Annotated in this window: 17 protein-coding genes; 15 read left to right on the forward strand and 2 right to left on the reverse strand. The window is 40.9% G+C overall.

Annotated features, from left to right (window positions below; all coding sequences use genetic code 11):
* Positions 1–180: 180 nt before the first annotated feature.
* The 14 genes from HT734_RS02905 to HT734_RS02970 all read left to right on the forward strand — a co-directional run bounded on the left by HT734_RS02905 (position 181) and on the right by HT734_RS02970 (position 14,440).
* Positions 181–633 (forward strand): MarR family transcriptional regulator, encoded by a 453-nt coding sequence (locus HT734_RS02905; protein ID WP_061758882.1) that lies wholly within the window; start codon positions 181–183, stop codon positions 631–633.
* Positions 626–2,395, forward strand: coding sequence for an ABC transporter ATP-binding protein (locus HT734_RS02910; RefSeq protein ID WP_173277613.1), 1,770 nt, complete (start codon positions 626–628; stop codon positions 2,393–2,395). The genes HT734_RS02905 and HT734_RS02910 overlap by 8 nt, the downstream gene beginning before the upstream one ends.
* Complete coding sequence (locus HT734_RS02915; RefSeq protein WP_173277611.1) at positions 2,385–4,145, forward strand: ABC transporter ATP-binding protein; 1,761 nt, start codon at positions 2,385–2,387, stop codon at positions 4,143–4,145. Before HT734_RS02910 ends, HT734_RS02915 begins: the two co-directional genes overlap by 11 nt.
* Before the next feature lie 95 nt (positions 4,146–4,240).
* Positions 4,241–4,744 carry a phosphatase PAP2 family protein gene (locus HT734_RS02920; protein ID WP_173277608.1) on the forward strand — a complete coding sequence of 168 codons (504 nt, stop codon included), beginning with the start codon at positions 4,241–4,243 and terminating at the stop codon, positions 4,742–4,744.
* A gap of 113 nt (positions 4,745–4,857) precedes the next feature.
* On the forward strand, positions 4,858–5,304 hold the full coding sequence (locus HT734_RS02925; protein ID WP_000776604.1) for a LytTR family DNA-binding domain-containing protein: 447 nt from the start codon (positions 4,858–4,860) through the stop codon (positions 5,302–5,304).
* Between the two features lie 4 nt (positions 5,305–5,308).
* On the forward strand, positions 5,309–5,983 hold the full coding sequence (locus tag HT734_RS02930) for a membrane protein (RefSeq protein ID WP_049539213.1): 675 nt from the start codon (positions 5,309–5,311) through the stop codon (positions 5,981–5,983).
* Positions 5,984–6,088: 105 nt separating this feature from the next.
* On the forward strand, positions 6,089–6,277 hold the full coding sequence (gene rpmB / locus HT734_RS02935) for a 50S ribosomal protein L28 (protein ID WP_001140948.1): 189 nt from the start codon (positions 6,089–6,091) through the stop codon (positions 6,275–6,277).
* Between the two features lie 156 nt (positions 6,278–6,433).
* Complete coding sequence (locus HT734_RS02940) at positions 6,434–6,799, forward strand: Asp23/Gls24 family envelope stress response protein (protein ID WP_033680760.1); 366 nt, start codon at positions 6,434–6,436, stop codon at positions 6,797–6,799.
* A gap of 2 nt (positions 6,800–6,801) precedes the next feature.
* Positions 6,802–8,469 carry a DAK2 domain-containing protein gene (locus HT734_RS02945; RefSeq protein ID WP_173277606.1) on the forward strand — a complete coding sequence of 556 codons (1,668 nt, stop codon included), beginning with the start codon at positions 6,802–6,804 and terminating at the stop codon, positions 8,467–8,469.
* A gap of 201 nt (positions 8,470–8,670) precedes the next feature.
* Positions 8,671–10,371, forward strand: a complete 1,701-nt coding sequence (locus HT734_RS02950) for an acetolactate synthase large subunit (protein WP_000411735.1) — start codon at positions 8,671–8,673, stop codon at positions 10,369–10,371.
* The gene (gene ilvN, locus HT734_RS02955) at positions 10,364–10,840 is read left to right on the forward strand and encodes an acetolactate synthase small subunit (RefSeq protein ID WP_001253803.1); all 477 of its coding nucleotides are present in this window, start codon (positions 10,364–10,366) and stop codon (positions 10,838–10,840) included. The genes HT734_RS02950 and ilvN overlap by 8 nt, the downstream gene beginning before the upstream one ends.
* A 66-nt stretch (positions 10,841–10,906) precedes the next feature.
* Entirely contained in the window at positions 10,907–11,929 is a 1,023-nt protein-coding gene (ilvC, locus tag HT734_RS02960; protein WP_061758875.1) for a ketol-acid reductoisomerase, read from the forward strand.
* Between the two features lie 221 nt (positions 11,930–12,150).
* Positions 12,151–13,401 carry a threonine ammonia-lyase IlvA gene (ilvA, locus tag HT734_RS02965; protein ID WP_000952975.1) on the forward strand — a complete coding sequence of 417 codons (1,251 nt, stop codon included), beginning with the start codon at positions 12,151–12,153 and terminating at the stop codon, positions 13,399–13,401.
* Between the two features lie 823 nt (positions 13,402–14,224).
* Positions 14,225–14,440, forward strand: coding sequence for a hypothetical protein (locus HT734_RS02970; RefSeq protein ID WP_001130036.1), 216 nt, complete (start codon positions 14,225–14,227; stop codon positions 14,438–14,440).
* An 89-nt stretch (positions 14,441–14,529) separates the two neighbouring features.
* On the opposite strand, the gene HT734_RS02975 is transcribed toward HT734_RS02970, so the two are convergent.
* On the reverse strand, positions 14,530–15,270 hold the full coding sequence (locus HT734_RS02975; protein ID WP_033680755.1) for an amino acid ABC transporter ATP-binding protein: 741 nt from the start codon (positions 15,268–15,270) through the stop codon (positions 14,530–14,532).
* Complete coding sequence (locus HT734_RS02980) at positions 15,270–16,835, reverse strand: ABC transporter substrate-binding protein/permease (protein WP_061758874.1); 1,566 nt, start codon at positions 16,833–16,835, stop codon at positions 15,270–15,272. Before HT734_RS02980 ends, HT734_RS02975 begins: the two co-directional genes overlap by 1 nt.
* 138 nt (positions 16,836–16,973) lie before the next feature.
* Here HT734_RS02980 and HT734_RS02985 point away from each other — a divergent pair, with 138 nt between their 5' ends.
* Complete coding sequence (locus HT734_RS02985) at positions 16,974–18,863, forward strand: DUF2207 domain-containing protein (RefSeq protein WP_061758873.1); 1,890 nt, start codon at positions 16,974–16,976, stop codon at positions 18,861–18,863.
* Positions 18,864–18,903: the final 40 nt, after the last annotated feature.

Below are 18,903 nucleotides of genomic sequence, written 5' to 3' on the forward strand. Positions count from 1 at the left end.
TTTCTATCCACAGTAGTTAGTGCTTATTATATAAAAGATATTGCCTAATGTCAATTTAAACTAAGATAGTTCTCATGAAAACTTTTTCTTGACATCTCTTTTCAAAGTGATAAAATAGTTCTCATGAAAACTTATTTAGTTCCTAGGAGAACTAAATGTGATAGTTAGAAAGGAGTTAGTATGGATAAACCGATGTTAGTTTTTAAGCGTTTTGGTCATCAGATTCACCTGATGGTGCAAAAGGAAGCCAAACGTTGTGGTATTGAATTTATGGGTGGGCCTCAAGGTCAGGTTGTGCGTTTTTTGGATAATCGTGAGAAAAACCAAGACTTGGTCTTGATTAAGGATATCGAGCAAGAACTCAATATTACCAAGTCTGTTGCTAGTAATTTGGTCAAGCGTATGGTGCAAAATGGTTTGGTGGAACTGGAGGCGAGTCCTAGCGATAAGCGGGCTAAATTTGTTCGTCTGACGGAAAAATCACGTTCTCAGATGCAACAGATCAAGGCCTTCTTTGAACGCATTGAAAAGCAGTTGATGGAAGACATTGATGAAGATGAATTACTGATTTTTGAGAAAGTTCTCGGTCAACTACAGGAAAATATCAAGGGAATAGGAGGAGAGAATGAATAAATTAGCCAAACGAATTAGTGGAAAAGAATGGGGGATGATTTTACTAGCCATTCTCTTTACCTGTTTTTCGGTCTATCTGGAGTTGGAAGTGCCGACCTATATCTCTAAAATCACGGATTTACTGGGAACTCAAGGAACTAATTTAGATGAGTTGTGGCAGCCAGCAAGTATGATGGTTGGAATGTCCTTTCTTGCCTTCTTGTCCGCAGTTGCAGTTGGATTTTTTGCGTCCAGAGTAGCTGCTTCCTATACTAGTAGGCTGAGAAGTGATATTTTTAACCGAGTTTTAGACTACTCGCAGACAGAGATTAAGAAATTCTCTATTCCCAGTCTTCTAACTCGTACTACCAATGATATTACTCAGGTTCAGATGTTGATTACTATGGGCTTGCAAGTAGTTACTCGTGGTCCAATTATGGCTATCTGGGCTATCGGGAAGATTTTAGGTCATTCAGAATACTGGCTCTGGGCCGTACTTGTGGCAGTGATTGTCAACGTTTTGATGACAACAGTTTTGATGACGCTAGCCTTTCCGAAACAGTCCTTGATTCAAAGTCTGACTGATAAACTGAACAGTATTACTCGTGAGAGTTTAACAGGTATTCGTGTCGTTCGCGCCTACAATGCAGAGGATTACCAAAATGAAAAATTTGCGGTAGCAAATGATGAATTGACACGCTTGAATTTGTTTGTCAACCGTCTTATGGCTATTTTGAACCCTATCATGATGGGGATTTCAAGTGGTTTGAGTGTGGTGATTTACTGGATTGGGGCCTATGTGATTAACGACGCTGCTCCGATAGCGCGTCTGCCTCTCTTTAGTGACATGATTGTTTTCATGTCTTATGCCATGCAGGTTGTTATGGGCTTCCTTCTCATGGGGGCGCTCTTCATCGTTCTTCCTCGAACCATGGTCTCTGCCAAGCGGATTAATCAGGTTTTAGATTTGCATTCTTCTATCCAAAATCCTGCTCAAGTGCAGTTGGCTGACGAAAACCTCAAAGGTCAGGTCGAGTTTAAGGATGTGACCTTCCGCTATGCGGCAAATTCGGAGGTGGTCATTGAGAATGTTAGCTTTAGAGCAGAAGCTGGTCAAACAGTGGCCTTTATTGGGTCAACAGGTTCTGGTAAATCAACTCTGGTCAATCTGATTCCACGTTTCTACGATGTGTCAGAAGGAGAAATTCTGGTGGACGGTGTCAATGTTCAAGACTGTGCCTTAGAAGATTTGCGCAACAAGGTTGGTTATATTCCTCAGAAAGCGGTTCTCTTTTCAGGTGATGTTAAGGGCAATTTGGACTTTGGACAGAGTCAAGAAACACCACTTAGCGAGCAGGCTATGTGGCAAGCCTTGGAGTTGGCCCAGTCTAAGAACTTTATCGAAGACAAGGAAGCGGGCTTAGAGTCAGAAGTGGCCCAAGGAGGAACCAACTTCTCAGGTGGTCAAAGACAGCGTCTGGCCATTGCGCGTGCCTTGGCTCGTAAGCCAGAAATCCTCATCTTTGATGATTCCTTCTCGGCCTTGGACTATAAGACAGACCGTGTCCTACGCCAAGAACTAGCAGAGAAAACCAAGTCTATGACCAAGCTTATCGTTGCACAGCGTATTTCAACGATTATGGATGCAGATTTGATTTTGGTCTTGGATCAAGGAAAAGTCGTGGGACAAGGCACCCACAAGGAACTTCTAGATAATAACGAAGTTTACCAAGAAATTGCCTATTCACAATTATCGAAGGAGGAATTGGAACATGGAAAATAAAAAACTGTCGCTCTGGAAACAGAGTAAACCCTATCTTGCAGGTCTCCAGTTTGCCCTTCTAATTGCCTTTCTAGCAACAATCTTATCCAATATCATTACTGTATATGGGCCAACCCGTATCAAGGAAATGACCAATATTATTGCAAGTGGTCTAGAAACAAGTGTGGATGTCGCTGCGGTTGCGGCCATTGGTAGTTTTTTAGCCATCATCTATGTAATCGGGCTTCTATCAAATTATTTGCAGGCCTTTCTGTTTACATCAGCCATTCAACGTTTTTCAGAGCGTTTGAGAACAGCTATTGCAGATAAAATCAATCGCCTACCATTGAGATATTTTGATGGACACTCTCAAGGGGATACCTTGTCTCGTGTAACCAATGACGTTGACACTGCAGCTCAGTCCCTCAATCAAAGTCTAGGAACAGTTCTCTCATCTAGTTTACTGGTCGTGGCGGTCTTAGTAACCATGTTTGGCATGAACTGGATTTTAGCTTTGGTGACGGTTGTTTCAACTCTCATTGGTTTTGCTTTCGTGTCTGTCTTTATGGGCAAATCACAGGGATTCTTTAAGAGTCAGCAACAGGATTTGGCAGCTGTCAATGGCTATGTGGAAGAAATGTACTCTGGCCATAATGTGGTAACCAGTTACAATGCTATCGAGAGCACGAAAGAAGAATTTGCGACATTAAACCATCGTCTGTATGACAGTATCTGGAAATCTCAGTTTATTTCAGGGATTATGATGCCGATTATGATGTTCATTGGGAACTTTAGTTATGCCTTGGTGATTATCGTTGGCGCAGCCTTGGCTCTGAATGGTCAGATTAGTATCGGGATTATCGTTGCCTTTATGGCCTACGTTCGTATCTTTTCTCAGCCTCTTTCACAAATTGCCCAAGGGATTACTAGTCTTCAGCAGGCTAGCGCAGCCATGGGGCGTGTCTTCGAATTCCTAGCTGAAGAGGAAATGGAAGACGAATCTCATAAAGAAAGACAATTGAGCGATATGAAAGGGCAAGTGGTCTTTGATCGAGTCTCCTTTGGTTATACACCAGAGCGAACCATTATTCATGACTTTTCTGCGACCGCTCATGCAGGTCAAAAGGTTGCGATTGTCGGACCGACTGGGGCTGGTAAGACAACTATTGTCAATCTTTTGATGAAGTTCTATGAGATTGATAAGGGAAGTATCCGCATTGATGGTGTGGATACCAAGGAGATGAAGCGTTCGGAAGTACACGATGCCTTTTCAATGGTCTTGCAGGATACATGGCTCTTTGAAGGAACCATTCGCGACAATCTTATCTATAACCAAATAGGGATTAGTGATGAGTGCGTGATTGAAGCCAGTAAGGCTGTAGGGATTCACCACTTTATCATGACTCTACCAGATGGTTACGATACCGTCTTGGATGATACAGTGACCTTGTCTGTCGGACAAAAACAACTCTTGACCATTGCTCGTGCTTTGCTGAAAGATGCGCCGCTCTTGATTTTGGATGAGGCGACCTCTTCGGTTGATACCCGTACAGAGGAATTGATCCAGAAAGCCATGGACCGATTGATGGAGGGAAGAACTTCCTTTGTCATCGCCCACCGCTTGTCTACTATCCGAAATGCTGATTTGATTCTTGTCATGAAAGATGGCAATATCATCGAACAAGGAAATCATGATGAGTTGATGGCACAAGGAGGCTTCTACGCTGATCTTTATAACAGTCAGTTTACAGAAGACGAAGCAGAAGAATAAATCGAAAGAAGGCTTGACGGCCTTCTTTTTCTGCACTATACTAGAAGACGAGTGCTTCCCTATAAGCAAAATTTGAGTAAGTGATGAAAAAATATATGAAAAATTATCAAGAATGGTATGGACACGTTGCTGGTAAGATTAAAAATAAGCCCTTTCTTCTGAGCTTGTTAAGAGCTTTCAATCGGTTCATGACCGTAGTTATGCCTATAGTTTATCTAACCTTGTTAGTCGCCACCTATTTCCAAGAAGGACTTGGGAAACAAATCTGGATGTATTTTTTTGTCCCTGCGTCAGGTTTTGTGATGTTGTCCCTTCTCCGTAAGAAAATCAATGCTCCTAGGCCTTATGAAGTTTGGGAAATTGTACCGCTACTAGACAGAGATAGTCCTGGTCAGTCTATGCCTAGTCGTCATGTCTTTTCAGCCACCATTATCTCCATGGCTTGCTTACATGCTAGTTTATCCGTAGGGGTTATCTTGTTGATCTTATCAGCCATCCTCGGTCTAGTAAGAGTCCTAGGTGGTGTCCATTATCCCAAGGATGTAGTGGTTGGTTATATTTATGGTCTTGTGTGGGGTGTGATTTTCTTTCTATTTTGACCTGTAAGTTAAGGCGGTCCTAGAACCACTTACGTGGCTAAAGTAACCACTTGCTTTTTTGCTCTTGTTTTCTTATTTTTCCTTTGATATAGTAGAGTCAGAAAGGAGATGGAATGAAGTTACGAATCGAAATTGATAGCAATTTAGAGGAAACTGAAATTGTCATCAAGGCAGCGGCCTTGACAGATGAGATTGCGGATTTACAGCGACTCTTACAAGAGTCCAAGTCTCCTAGGTTGATTTTTTACAAAGGGACGGGTGAATATTATCTGGACTTGTCGGAAATTCTCTTCTTTGAGACAGAAGGGAACAAGATTTACGCCCATACCCAGAAAGATGCCTACGAAGTTCGGCTTAAACTCTATGAGTTAGAGGCTATCCTTCCTCGTTATTTTAGTCGGGTATCCAAGTCAACGATCGCTAATATTCGGCAAGTCTATTCGGTGGACAAGTCCTTTTCAGGAACGGGCACCATTTCCTTCTATCAGACCCACAAGGAGGTTCATGTCTCACGGCATTACCAATCCCTCCTAAAAGAAAATCTAAGAAACATGAGGTAAGAACATGAAAAAGAAAGCATTTGGTATTGTGTTGCTTATTTTTGCAGCTGTAATATTATTACAAGGAAATTTTGGAATCCCTTCTCTTGGAGGGCAAATTTGGCCCTTGATTGGTATTGCTTTTTTTGCCTACCAATCAGTTGGAGCTTTGTTACGTCGCCACTTAACCTCAGCCTCTTTTACAGCTCTAGTAGCCCTCATGATTGCTAACCACTTTTATGATATTTTACCGATTCCAAATCAGTCTTTATTTTGGGCTAGTATTTTAATCGTAATGGGTGTCAGCGCACTCACTCATTCTAACAGAACTTGGAATGGAAAAAAATGGTGGTATGATGGTGAAAAGACCATTCTTACAGATAAGGAAGTCGCTTTTGGGACTGGGACTTTCTACAAGCAAGACCAAGAATTGGTAGAAGACCAAGTTGAAGTTGGTTTTGGGAATGCCAAGATATATTATGACAATGCAGAGATGTTAGGTGATAGTGCAACACTGAAAGTGGAAGTTGGTTTTGGCAATGCAGTTATCTATGTTCCTCAACATTGGAGAGTTGATTTAAAGGTGGAAACTTTCTGTGGTGTAGCCAAGGCAGATACTTCTCTAGCCCCAACCAGCAAAACTTTGATTATCCGTGGGGATGTGGCTTTTGGAAAGTTGGGAATTGTCTACGTTAAATAAAAAAATCTTCCAATTCCCTTGCAAAAATGAAGAAAGTGTGATAACATAGTACGGTATGTGGTGCTAGCACATCCGCTATATTAGATCTAATAGGAGGAAAACACAATGGCTAAAGTATGTTACTTTACAGGTCGTAAGACTGTATCAGGAAACAACCGTTCACACGCGATGAACCAAACAAAACGTGCCGTAAAACCAAACCTTCAAAAAGTTACTGTTCTTATCGATGGTAAACCTAAAAAAGTTTGGGCTTCAGCTCGTGCTTTGAAATCAGGTAAAGTTGAACGCGTTTAATAATAAAAGCAAAGGAGACCTTAGGGTCTTTTTTCTTTTGTTGTGGGTATAAAATCATTTGAAAAACGGAGTAAATATCCGCTGAGACAGTATTCTGCTTTTACACTTGGGCTGAAATATGATAAAATAGAGTATCAACTAGTTGAGGTAAAAAGGATGACTGTAAAAATTAATACAAAAGATGGTCAAATCGAACTAACAGATGAAGTGATTGCAACTATCGTAGGTGGTGCAACAACTGAGATTTTTGGTGTGGTCGGTATGGCTAGTAAAAATGCCCTCAAAGATAATTTCCAAGCCCTTCTAGGTAAGGAAAATTATTCCAAAGGTGTTGTCGTAAAGGCAGCCGAAGATGGCAGTATTGCAGTTGATGTATATACCGTGTTGAGCTACGGAACAAAGATTAGCGAAGTGTCAAAAAACATTCAAGAGCGTGTTCGTTTTAGTTTGGAAAACCAACTTGGAATTACTGCTCAGACTGTAAATGTCTACATTCAAAATATCAAAGTTGTAGGAGAATAACCGTGTCAAAAATTACTACTAGCTTATTTCAAGAAATGGTGCAGGCTGCATCAACTCGCTTGAATAAGCAAGCTGAATATGTCAATTCATTAAACGTCTTTCCAGTTCCAGATGGAGATACTGGAACAAACATGGGAATGACCATTGAAAATGGAGCTAAAGAAGTTGCAGACAAGCCAGCTTCTACAGTTGGAGAGGTAGCGAGCATTCTTGCCAAAGGTCTTTTGATGGGTGCGCGTGGGAACTCAGGAGTTATTACGTCTCAGCTTTTCCGTGGATTTTCACAAGCTATCAAGGATAAAGACGAGTTAACAGGTCAAGACTTGGCCCTTGCCTTCCAATCAGGTGTGGAAGTTGCCTATAAGGCAGTTATGAAACCTGTTGAAGGAACGATTTTGACAGTTTCTCGTGGGGCTGCTATCGGTGCTAAGAAAAAAGCTGAGCAAACAGATGATGCTATTGAAGTCATGCGCGCAGCCTTGGAAGGTGCTAAAACAGCTCTAGCTAAAACGCCAGACATGCTTCCAGTATTGAAAGAAGTTGGCGTTGTGGATTCAGGTGGTCAAGGTCTGGTCTTCATCTACGAAGGTTTCCTTTCAGCCCTTACTGGTGAATATATCGCATCTGAGGACTTTGTAGCGACTCCTGCCAACATGAGTGAAATGATTAATGCAGAGCACCACAAGTCTGTAGCTGGTCATGTAGCGACTGAGGACATCACCTTTGGTTACTGTACTGAAATCATGGTAGCTCTTAAGCAAGGTCCAACCTATGCCAAAGATTTTGACTACGACGAATTCCGTAACTACTTGAATGAGCTTGGGGATTCTCTCCTTGTTGTCAATGATGATGAAATTGTCAAAGTCCATGTCCATACAGAAGATCCAGGACTTGTTATGCAAGAAGGTCTTAAATATGGTAGCTTGGTCAAGGTAAAAGTTGACAATATGCGCAACCAACACGAAGCACAGGTTGAGAAAGAAGCTGCCCAAGTTAGCAAGCCTGCTGAAGAAAAAGAGTATGCTTTGATTGCTGTAGTGGCTGGTAAAGGTCTAGCAGATATCTTCCGTTCTCAAGGTGTGGATTATGTTATCGAAGGTGGTCAAACCATGAACCCTTCAACTGAAGACTTTATCAAGGCTGTTGAACAGGTCAACGCTCGTAACATCATCTTCCTGCCAAACAATAAAAACATCTTCATGGCAGCTCAATCTGCAGCGGAAGTTTTGGAGCAACCAGCAGTAGTGGTAGAAGCTCGTACTCTTCCTCAAGGTTTGACAAGTCTTCTTGCCTTTGATCCAAGCAAGTCCATCGAAGAAAATCAAGAGCGTATGACTGCTGCTCTTAGCGATGTCGTTAGCGGAAGCGTCACAACAGCCGTTCGTGATACAACCATTGATGGTTTAGAAATCCATGAAAATGATAATCTTGGTATGGTGGATGGGAAAATCCTCGTGTCAAACCCTGATATGCACCAAACCTTGACAGAAACCTTGAAACATATGTTGGATGAAGACAGTGAAATCGTAACCTTCTATATCGGTGAAGATGGAAGCGAGGAACTTGCCAATGAAATTGCCCAAGAAATCGCAGAAGAATTCGAAGACGTTGAAGTTGAGATTCACCAAGGCCAACAACCAGTTTACCCATACCTATTTAGTGTGGAATAAGATTAATGAAGGACTGAGAAATCAGTTCTTTTTTATTTGATAGTAAATGAAATCGGTATCTTTTTTAATAAAAACAAAAATAACATTCATAAATAAACGTTAAAATAGAAAATTCAGAAAATTTCTTCTTTTCTCTTGAAAAATCTTGAAAAAATGGTATGATAGTAACAAGTTATTTTTAAGAGGAAAGAAAGGGGAACAATGGAGAAAATCAGTTTAGAATCTCCTAAGACGGGGTCGGACCTAGTTTTGGAAACACTTCGTGATTTAGGAATTGATACCATCTTTGGTTATCCTGGTGGTGCAGTCTTGCCTTTTTATGATGCGATATATAATTTTAAAGGCATTCGCCACATTTTAGGACGCCATGAGCAAGGTTGTTTGCATGAAGCTGAAGGTTATGCTAAATCAACTGGAAAGTTGGGTGTTGCCGTCGTCACTAGCGGACCGGGAGCAACAAATGCCATTACAGGGATTGCGGATGCCATGAGCGATAGCGTTCCCCTTTTGGTCTTTACAGGTCAGGTGGCGCGAGCAGGGATTGGGAAGGATGCCTTTCAGGAGGCAGACATCGTGGGAATTACCATGCCAATCACTAAGTACAATTACCAAGTTCGTGAGACAGCTGATATTCCGCGTATCATTACGGAAGCTGTCCATATCGCGACTACAGGTCGACCAGGGCCAGTCGTCATTGACCTACCTAAAGACGTATCTGCTTTGGAAACAGACTTCATTTATTCACCAGAAGTGAACCTACCAAGCTATCAACCGACTCTTGAGCCAAATGATATGCAAATCAAGAAAATCTTGAAGCAATTGTCCAAGGCTAAAAAGCCAGTCTTGCTTGCTGGTGGTGGAATTAGCTATGCTGAAGCAGCTGCAGAATTAAATGAATTTGCAGAACGCTATCAAATTCCAGTGGTAACCAGTCTTTTGGGGCAAGGTACGATTGCAACGAGTCACCCACTCTTCCTTGGAATGGGCGGTATGCACGGGTCATTCGCAGCTAATATTGCCATGACGGAAGCGGACTTTATGATTAGTATTGGTTGCCGTTTCGATGACCGCTTGACAGGAAATCCTAAGACCTTCGCTAAGAATGCCAAGGTTGCCCACATTGATATTGACCCTGCCGAGATTGGCAAGATTATCAGTGCAGATATTCCAGTAGTTGGAGATGCTAAGAAAGCCTTGCAAATGTTGCTGGCTGAGCCGACAGTTCATAACAATACTGAGAAATGGATTGAAAAAGTTACTAAAGACAAAAACCGCGTTCGTTCTTATGACAAGAAAGAGCGTGTGGTTCAGCCGCAAGCTGTTATTGAACGAATTGGTGAATTAACTAATGGAGATGCCATTGTGGTAACAGACGTTGGTCAACACCAAATGTGGACAGCTCAGTATTATCCCTACCAAAATGAACGTCAGTTAGTGACTTCAGGTGGTTTGGGAACGATGGGATTCGGAATTCCAGCAGCAATTGGGGCTAAAATTGCTAACCCAGATAAGGAAGTTGTCTTGTTTGTTGGAGATGGCGGTTTCCAAATGACTAACCAGGAATTGGCTATTTTGAACATTTACAAGGTGCCAATCAAGGTGGTTATGCTAAACAACCACTCACTTGGAATGGTTCGCCAGTGGCAGGAATCCTTCTATGAAGGCAGAACATCAGAATCGGTCTTTGATACCCTTCCTGATTTCCAATTGATGGCGCAAGCTTACGGTATTAAAAACTATAAGTTTGACAATCCTGAGACCTTGGCTCAAGATCTTGAAGTGATCACTGAGGATGTACCTATGCTAATCGAGGTAGATATTTCTCGTAAGGAACAGGTGTTACCAATGGTACCAGCTGGTAAGAGTAATCATGAGATGTTGGGGGTGAAGTTCCATGCGTAGAATGTTAACAGCAAAACTACAAAATCGATCAGGAGTCCTCAATCGCTTTACAGGTGTCCTATCTCGTCGTCAGGTTAATATCGAAAGCATCTCTGTTGGAGCGACAGAAGATCCGAATGTATCACGCATCACCATTATTATTGATGTAGCTTCACATGATGAAGTGGAGCAAATCATCAAGCAACTCAATCGTCAGATTGATGTGATTCGCATTCGTGATATTACAGACAAGCCTCATTTGGAGCGCGAGGTGATTTTGGTTAAGATGTCAGCGCCAGCTGAGAAGCGAGCTGAGATTCTAGCGATTATTCAACCTTTCCGTGCAACAGTTGTAGACGTAGCACCAAGCTCGATTACCATTCAGATGACAGGAAATGCTGAAAAGAGTGAAGCTCTATTGAGAGTTATTCGACCATATGGTATTCGTAATATTGCTCGAACTGGTGCAACTGGATTTACCCGTGATTAAAAATCCAACTTAAATTTGTTAAACCGGCCTAAAAGGTAATAAATAATAGAAAAGAGAGAAAAAACTATGGCAGTTCAAATGGAATACGAAAAAGATGTTAAAGTAGCAGCACTTGACGGTAAAAAAATCGCCGTTATCGGTTATGGTTCGCAAGGACATGCGCATGCTCAAAACTTGCGTGATTCAGGTCATGATGTCATTATCGGTGTACGTCCAGGTAAATCTTTTGATAAAGCAAAAGAAGATGGATTTGACACTTACACAGTATCAGAAGCAACTAAATTGGCTGACGTTATCATGATTTTGGCACCAGACGAAATCCAACAAGAATTGTACGAAGCAGAAATCGCGCCAAACTTGGAAGCTGGAAACGCAGTTGGATTTGCTCATGGTTTTAACATCCACTTTGAATTTATCAAAGTTCCTGCGGATGTAGATGTTTTCATGTGTGCACCTAAAGGACCAGGACACTTGGTACGTCGTACTTATGAAGAAGGATTTGGTGTTCCAGCTCTTTACGCAGTATATCAAGATGCAACAGGAAATGCTAAAAACATTGCTATGGACTGGTGTAAAGGTGTTGGAGCAGCTCGTGTAGGTCTTCTTGAAACAACTTACAAAGAAGAAACTGAAGAAGATTTGTTTGGTGAACAAGCTGTACTTTGTGGTGGTTTGACTGCCCTTATCGAAGCAGGTTTCGAAGTCTTGACAGAAGCAGGTTACGCTCCAGAATTGGCTTACTTTGAAGTTCTTCACGAAATGAAATTGATCGTTGATTTGATCTACGAAGGTGGATTCAAGAAAATGCGTCAATCAATTTCAAACACTGCTGAGTACGGTGACTATGTATCAGGTCCACGTGTAATCACTGAACAAGTTAAAGAAAACATGAAAGCTGTCTTGGCAGACATCCAAAATGGTAAATTTGCAAATGACTTTGTAAATGACTACAAAGCTGGACGTCCAAAATTGACTGCTTACCGCGAACAAGCAGCTAACCTTGAAATTGAAAAAGTTGGTGCAGAATTGCGTAAAGCAATGCCTTTCGTTGGTAAAAACGACGATGATGCATTTAAAATCTATAACTAATTGATAGAAATTAAGGTGAAGGCGAGTTGGGGGACTAACTCGCTTTTATAATCAATTCATCTCTCTTTTTAAGAGGATGGATTGAGATAATACTCAATGAAAATCAAAGAGCAAACTAGGAAGCTAGCCGTAGGCTGTACTTGAGTACGGCAAGGTGAAGCTGACGTGGTTTGAATTTAATTTTCGAAGAGTATAAGTATGAAATAGTCTAGGAGAAAAAGATGTTAAGTTCAAAAGATATCATCAAGGCTCATAAAGTCTTGAACGGTGTGGTTGTGAATACCCCACTGGATTACGACCATTATTTATCGGAGAAGTATGGTGCTAAGATTTATTTGAAAAAAGAAAATGCCCAGCGTGTTCGTTCTTTTAAGATCCGTGGTGCTTATTATGCCATTTCCCAGCTCAGCAAGGAAGAGCGTGAACGTGGGGTAGTCTGCGCTTCTGCGGGAAATCATGCGCAGGGAGTAGCCTATACTTGTAATGAAATGAAGATTCCTGCTACTATTTTTATGCCCATTACCACTCCGCAACAAAAGATTGGTCAAGTTCGCTTTTTTGGTGGGGATTTCGTAACCATTAAACTAGTTGGAGATACCTTTGATGCCTCAGCTAAAGCAGCTCAAGAATTTACAGTTTCTGAAAATCGTACCTTTATTGATCCATTTGATGATGCCCATGTTCAAGCTGGTCAAGGGACCGTTGCTTATGAGATTTTAGAAGAAGCTCGAAAAGAATCGATTGATTTTGATGCTGTCTTGGTTCCTGTTGGAGGTGGCGGTCTTATTGCTGGGGTTTCTACCTATATCAAGGAAACAAGTCCAGAGATTGAAGTCATTGGGGTAGAGGCTAATGGGGCACGTTCCATGAAGGCTGCCTTTGAAGCTGGTGGGCCTGTCAAACTCAAAGAAATTGACAAATTTGCGGATGGGATTGCTGTACAAAAGGTAGGTCAGTTGACCTATGAGGCAACTCGTCAACATGTTCAAACTTTGGTAGGTGTCGATGAGGGATTGATTTCTGAAACTTTGATTGATCTCTACTCTAAGCAAGGGATTGTTGCAGAGCCTGCTGGAGCAGCTAGTATCGCCTCTCTAGAGGTTTTAGCTGAATATATCAAGGGGAAAACCATTTGTTGTATCATTTCTGGAGGAAATAATGATATCAACCGTATGCCAGAAATGGAAGAACGTGCCTTGATTTATGATGGCATCAAGCATTACTTTGTGGTCAATTTTCCACAGCGTCCAGGAGCTTTGCGTGAGTTTGTAAATGATATCTTGGGGCCAAATGATGATATCACACGTTTTGAGTATATCAAACGAGCTAGCAAGGGTACAGGGCCTGTATTGATTGGGATTGCCTTAGCAGATAAGCATGATTATGCAGGTTTGATCCGTAGAATGGAAGGTTTTGATCCAGCTTATATTAACTTAAATGGTAATGAAACGCTCTATAATATGCTTGTCTGAGGACTAATAAAAAAATATCATATTATTTGCACAACTGATGTATAGGTGTTATAATGAGGGTGAAGAAAGGGGGCGATTCCTATGGACTTAGGAAATCTATCGTGCTATTTCTACTACAACTCACTATAGCACCTATTATTTTTTATTTCAGCTTATAATAATAAAGAAGAATGACTTGTTATATATAGGGTTATTTTTTAGAATACCATATTTTATATATATCTAATTTTAAGTTTGATTAAATATAATAGGAATTAGAAAAAATAATCAATGCTTATAAAGTAGATTTGGTGAGTTGATTGAATATAGTATATGATAGCAGTAATATGAGGCGAGTAGAACATTTGGAATACTAGGAAGTGCTATTCTAAATGCTGATTGTAATAGCGGTGTGTTATAAGAATATGCAAAATTTGATGAGATAAGTCAATTGTACCGGTTAAAAAAGTTAAATAGTAACAGGAAGGGAACCAAAGGAAATAGAAAGGATAAAATAGATATGAGATAGTCCGAAAAGGAAGATTCTCTTTGACAACCTTATAGATTAAAATGAAGATGTAGAATATGACTCCTGTTTATCCTATTGAGAAACTGGTATTTTTTCTCGATGAATATTTTTGCGAATTTAAAGTTTAATAATTCAATTGTTTTTGGGGCGCTTACTAATGGGTTATAGCAACTAAAAACCTATATATTATCGGCTTTAAAAAAGAAGTAAGAAAAAACTAAATCATTTATTTTATTGAATATATGTTTTTTTATTGACAAAAGACATAAAAACGTATAGAATAATATATCGTAAAGAAGAAAATAGGAGAAGAACATGGCTAAGTCAAACTTTGAAAAAGTAGAATCAGTTGTTGGCTGGGTTCGTGATAAGAAAATCACAGGCTACCGTATCTCTAAAGAAACGAATGCGCGTGAAATGTCTATCATTGCTCTAGCGCAGGGTCGTGCGAAAGTAAAAAATATTTCATTTGAAACAGCTCTAGGTTTAATTGATTTCTATGAAAAAAATCATGAAAAATTTGAAGATTAATCTTTGGATAATGGTGGATTCTTGAGTAGAGTCTGCCTTTTCATTTTGACCAAGCAAAAAGACTGCACGATTGATGCAGCCTTTTCTTTTTATTTGAGATAGCGTTGAAGGAACTCTTTTGTTCGGTCTTCTTTAGGATTGGTGAAGAGGTCTTCTGGTTTTCCTTCTTCAGCAATGACACCCTTATCCATAAAGATAACACGGTGAGAGACATCACGAGCGAATTCCATTTCGTGAGTCACTACAATCATAGTCAAGCCTTCTTGGGCCAGTTCCTGCATGATTTTAAGGACTTCTCCAACCATTTCTGGATCGAGAGCTGATGTTGGTTCATCAAAGAGAATAGCGTCTGGATTCATGGAGAGGGCACGAGCGATGGCCACACGTTGTTTTTGACCACCTGAGAGTTGTTTTGGTTTGGCTTGCCAGTAGCGTTCTCCCATGCCGACTTTTTCAAGGTTTTCTTTGGCAATCTTTTCAGCTTCTGTGCGTTCACGTTTAAGGACTGTTGTCTGAGCGACTATTGTGTTTTCAAGAACGTTGAGATTTTCAAAGAGGTTAAAGGATTGGAAAACCATTCCCAACTTTTCACGGTATTGCGTGAGGTCGTAGCCTTTTTCGAGGACGTTTTGTCCATGATAAAGGATTTGTCCATCAGTTGGTGTTTCAAGTAGGTTAATGGAGCGTAGGAAGGTCGATTTCCCGCTTCCAGAGCTTCCGATGATAGAGATGACCTCTCCCTTGTGGACAGTGAGAGAAATGTCTTTTAGCACTTCGTTTTGTCCGTAGGATTTTTTGAGGTGTTTAATTTCAAGGATTGCTTGGGTCATTATTTCAAATCCTCCGTTTGCATTTGGTTAGCACCTGTAGTATAGGTATCCATGTCCATTCGGCGCTCGATGAAGCGTAGGATACGTGTTACGGTGAAGGTGAGGACAAAGTAAATCACGGCGATGATTGTAAATGTCTGGAAGTATTGATAGGTTTGTGTTGCCACGGTATTTCCTGAGAAATAAAGTTCGACAACAGAGATAACGTTCAATACAGATGTATCTTTGATATTGATGACAAACTCATTACCAGTTGCGGGTAGGATGTTACGGACTACCTGAGGTAGGACAATCTTACGCATGGTTTGGTTATGGGTCATACCAAGAGCAGTAGCGGCTTCAAATTGTCCCTTGTCAACCGCTAGGATACCACCACGGACGATTTCAGTCATGTAGGCACCAGTGTTAATCGAAACGATGAAGATAGCAGCCAGTGTGCGATCAAGGTTGATACCGAAAGCTTGGGCAGTTCCATAGTAGATGACCATCGATTGAACAATCATAGGTGTACCACGGAAAATTTCAATGTAGACATTGAGGATCCAGCCGACTAGTTTTTGTAGGCTATAAATGGCTTTATTCTCAGATAGAGGAGCAGTACGGAAGACACCAATGGCAAGTCCAATAATGAGACCTGTGATGGTTCCGATGATAGAGATTAAAAGAGTGATACCAGCACCACGCAAGAGTTGTTGCCAGTTTTCAGAAAGAATTTTAGCGACTTGGCTGAAGAAACTACTGCTAGTCTCTTCAGTTGTTGTAGATTCGGCAGGTTGTTCCTTGATCATACGATCCATCAAGGCAACTTGGTCATCTTTTGAAATGGTTTCGATGCTGGCATTGATTTGGCTAATACGATTGTCATCTTTACGAAGTCCAATGGCGATAGCTGTATCTTCTTCCCCAGTTTTGAAACCTGGTTCTACTTGGACCATCTTGAACTTAGAGTTAGCAGCTTCAGCAGTCAGAGCTTCTGGGCGTTCAGAAACATAGGCATCGATGACACCAGCCTCAAGAGCTTGGCGCATTTGAGCGAAGTCTCCCATAGCTGTTTCTTTTTTAGCACCTAAGATTTGTGCAATCAAGTCGTAGAGGTAGACACCTTGTTGAGAAGTGATTTTCGCACCATTAAAGTCATCCAAAGATTTAGCATTTGCGTAGGCAGAATCTTTTTTGACTAGTAGAACGGGTTCGCTAGTGTAGTAACTGCTTGAAAAGGCAATTTCTTGTTTGCGTTCGGCAGTTGGACTCATACCTGCGATAATCATGTCAATCTTACCAGAAGTGAGGGCAGGGACTAGACCTTCCCACTTGGTTTTAACAACCAAAGGTTCTTTACCTAAGTCCTTAGCGATTTTCTTGGCGATTTGAACATCGTATCCGTTGGCATACTGGTTGGTCCCATCGATTTTGACAGCTCCATTGCTATCATCATCCTGAGTCCAGTTAAAGGGAGCATATGCTGCTTCCATTCCGATGCGTAAATATTCATCGGCTTGGGCAACATTAACAAATCCCAGCATCAGCAAGAGACTTGTGAAAATAGATAAGTATATTTTTCTCATGATTTCTCCTATTTCTAATCTATTAAAAAATAACTGTCTCCTATTTTATCGAAAAAAACTCTATTTTTCAATACAGGTAAGCCCTTACTTGAGAAAAAATGATATAATGATAGCAAAGATAAAAAGGGGGCTTAGTTGATGAAAAAAACTTTTTTCTTACTAGTGTTAGGCTTGTTTTGCCTTCTGCCATTCTCTGTTTTTGCCATTGATTTCAAGATAAACTCTTATCAAGGGGATTTGTATATTCATGCAGACAATACAGCAGAATTTAGACAGAAGATAGTTTACCAGTTTGAGGAGGACTTTAAGGGCCAAATCGTGGGACTTGGACGTGCTGGCAAGATGCCTAGTGGATTTGACATTGATCCTCATCCAAAGGTTCAGGCTGCGAAAAATGGTGCTGAACTGACAGATGTTACTAGCGAAGTGATAGAAGGAGCAGATGGTTATACTGTTAAAGTTTATAATCCAGGTCAAGATGGCGACATAGTTGAAGTTGACCTTACCTGGAATTTAAAGAATTTGCTTTTTCTATATGATGACATTGCTGAATTAAATTGGCAGCCTTTAACAGACAGTTCAGGGGCTATTGGAAAGTTTGAATTTCATGTAAGGGGAGATAAGGGGGCTGAAAAACTCTTTTTCCATACAGGGAAACTCTTTAGAGAGGGAACGGTTGAAAAGAGTAACCTTGATTATACTATTCGTTTGGAAAATCTGCCGGCTAAGCGTGGAGTTGAGTTGCATGCCTACTGGCCTCAGACCGATTTTGCTAGCGCTAGGGATCAGGGCTTGAAAGGAAATCGTTTAGAAGAATTTAATAAGATAGAAGAGTCGATTGTTAGAGAAAAAGATCAGAGTAAACAACTCCTTACTTGGGTATTTCCTTTGCTACTTTCTATATCCTTGTTATTGAGCGTCTGCTTCTATTTCATATATAGAAGAAAGACCACTCCTTCAGTCAAATATGCCAAAAATCATCGTCTCTATGAACCACCAATGGAATTAGAGCCTATGGTTTTATCAGAGGCTGTCTACTCGACCTCTTTAGAGGAAGTGAATCCTCTAACCAAAGGAGCTGGTAAATTCACTTTTGATCAACTTGTCCAAGCTACCTTGTTAGATGTGATAGACCGTGGGAATGTCTCTATCATTTCAGAAGGCGATGCAGTTGGTTTGAGGCTGGTAAAAGAAGATGGTTTGTCAAGTTTTGAGATAGACTGTCTAAATCTGGCCTTTTCAGGCAAAAAAGAAACAACTCTTTCAAATTTATTTGCGGATTACAAGGTATCTGATAGTCTTTATCGTGGGGCAAGAGCCTCTGATGAAAAACGAATTCAAGCAAGAGGGAATCAGCTCAAATCTTCTTTCGAAGCAGTATTAAAAGAGATGCAAGAAGGAGTGCGAAATCGAGTTTCCTTCTGGGGGCTCCCAGATTACTATCGACCTTTAACTGGTTTGGAAAAGGTCTTGCAAGTGGGGATGGGACTTTCTACTATCCTACCATTATTTATCGGATTTGGTCTATTCTTGTACAGTTTGGACGTTTATGGCTATCTTTACCTCCCTTTGCCAATACTTGGTTTTCTAGGTTTGGTTTTGGCTGTTTTCTATTATTGGAAGCTTCGATTAGATAATCGTGATGGTGTCCTAAATGAAGCAGGGGCAGAAGTCTACTATCTCTGGACCAGTTTTGAAAATATGTTGCGTGAGATTGCACGATTGGATCAGGCTGAGCTGGAAAGCATTGTGGTCTGGAATCGCCTCTTGGTCTATGCGACCTTATTTGGCTATGCGGACAAGGTCAGCCATTTGATGAAGGTTCATCACATCCAAGTAGAAAATCCAGATATCAATCTCTATGTAGCTTATGGCTGGCACAGTATGTTTTATCATTCAAGCGCGCAAATGAGCCATTATGCTAGTGTCGCAAATACAGCAAGCACCTACTCCGTATCTTCTGGAAGTGGAAGTTCTGGCGGTGGCTTCTCTGGAGGCGGAGGTGGCGGCAGTATCGGAGCCTTTTAAAGAGAACTGCCATAGGCTGAAAAATATGCTATAATGGAAG

This window comes from Streptococcus sp. k-90, from assembly GCF_013277565.1.
Lineage (GTDB): Bacteria > Bacillota > Bacilli > Lactobacillales > Streptococcaceae > Streptococcus.

Excerpts from the sequence above, each read along its gene's own strand:
- HT734_RS02910 (WP_173277613.1), top strand. The coding sequence starts at position 626 with ATGAATAAATTAGCCAAACGAATTAGTGGAAAAGAATGGGGGATGATT.
- HT734_RS02940 (WP_033680760.1), top strand. The coding sequence starts at position 6,434 with ATGACTGTAAAAATTAATACAAAAGATGGTCAAATCGAACTAACAGAT.
- HT734_RS02975 (WP_033680755.1), bottom strand. The coding sequence starts at position 15,270 with ATGACCCAAGCAATCCTTGAAATTAAACACCTCAAAAAATCCTACGGA.
- HT734_RS02930 (WP_049539213.1), top strand. The coding sequence starts at position 5,309 with ATGAAAAAGAAAGCATTTGGTATTGTGTTGCTTATTTTTGCAGCTGTA.
- HT734_RS02920 (WP_173277608.1), top strand. The coding sequence starts at position 4,241 with ATGAAAAATTATCAAGAATGGTATGGACACGTTGCTGGTAAGATTAAA.
- ilvC (WP_061758875.1), top strand. The coding sequence starts at position 10,907 with ATGGCAGTTCAAATGGAATACGAAAAAGATGTTAAAGTAGCAGCACTT.
- ilvA (WP_000952975.1), top strand. The coding sequence starts at position 12,151 with ATGTTAAGTTCAAAAGATATCATCAAGGCTCATAAAGTCTTGAACGGT.
- ilvN (WP_001253803.1), top strand. The coding sequence starts at position 10,364 with ATGCGTAGAATGTTAACAGCAAAACTACAAAATCGATCAGGAGTCCTC.
- HT734_RS02980 (WP_061758874.1), bottom strand. The coding sequence starts at position 16,835 with ATGAGAAAAATATACTTATCTATTTTCACAAGTCTCTTGCTGATGCTG.
- HT734_RS02985 (WP_061758873.1), top strand. The coding sequence starts at position 16,974 with ATGAAAAAAACTTTTTTCTTACTAGTGTTAGGCTTGTTTTGCCTTCTG.
- HT734_RS02915 (WP_173277611.1), top strand. The coding sequence starts at position 2,385 with ATGGAAAATAAAAAACTGTCGCTCTGGAAACAGAGTAAACCCTATCTT.
- HT734_RS02925 (WP_000776604.1), top strand. The coding sequence starts at position 4,858 with ATGAAGTTACGAATCGAAATTGATAGCAATTTAGAGGAAACTGAAATT.
- HT734_RS02950 (WP_000411735.1), top strand. The coding sequence starts at position 8,671 with ATGGAGAAAATCAGTTTAGAATCTCCTAAGACGGGGTCGGACCTAGTT.
- HT734_RS02905 (WP_061758882.1), top strand. The coding sequence starts at position 181 with ATGGATAAACCGATGTTAGTTTTTAAGCGTTTTGGTCATCAGATTCAC.
- rpmB (WP_001140948.1), top strand. The coding sequence starts at position 6,089 with ATGGCTAAAGTATGTTACTTTACAGGTCGTAAGACTGTATCAGGAAAC.
- HT734_RS02970 (WP_001130036.1), top strand. The coding sequence starts at position 14,225 with ATGGCTAAGTCAAACTTTGAAAAAGTAGAATCAGTTGTTGGCTGGGTT.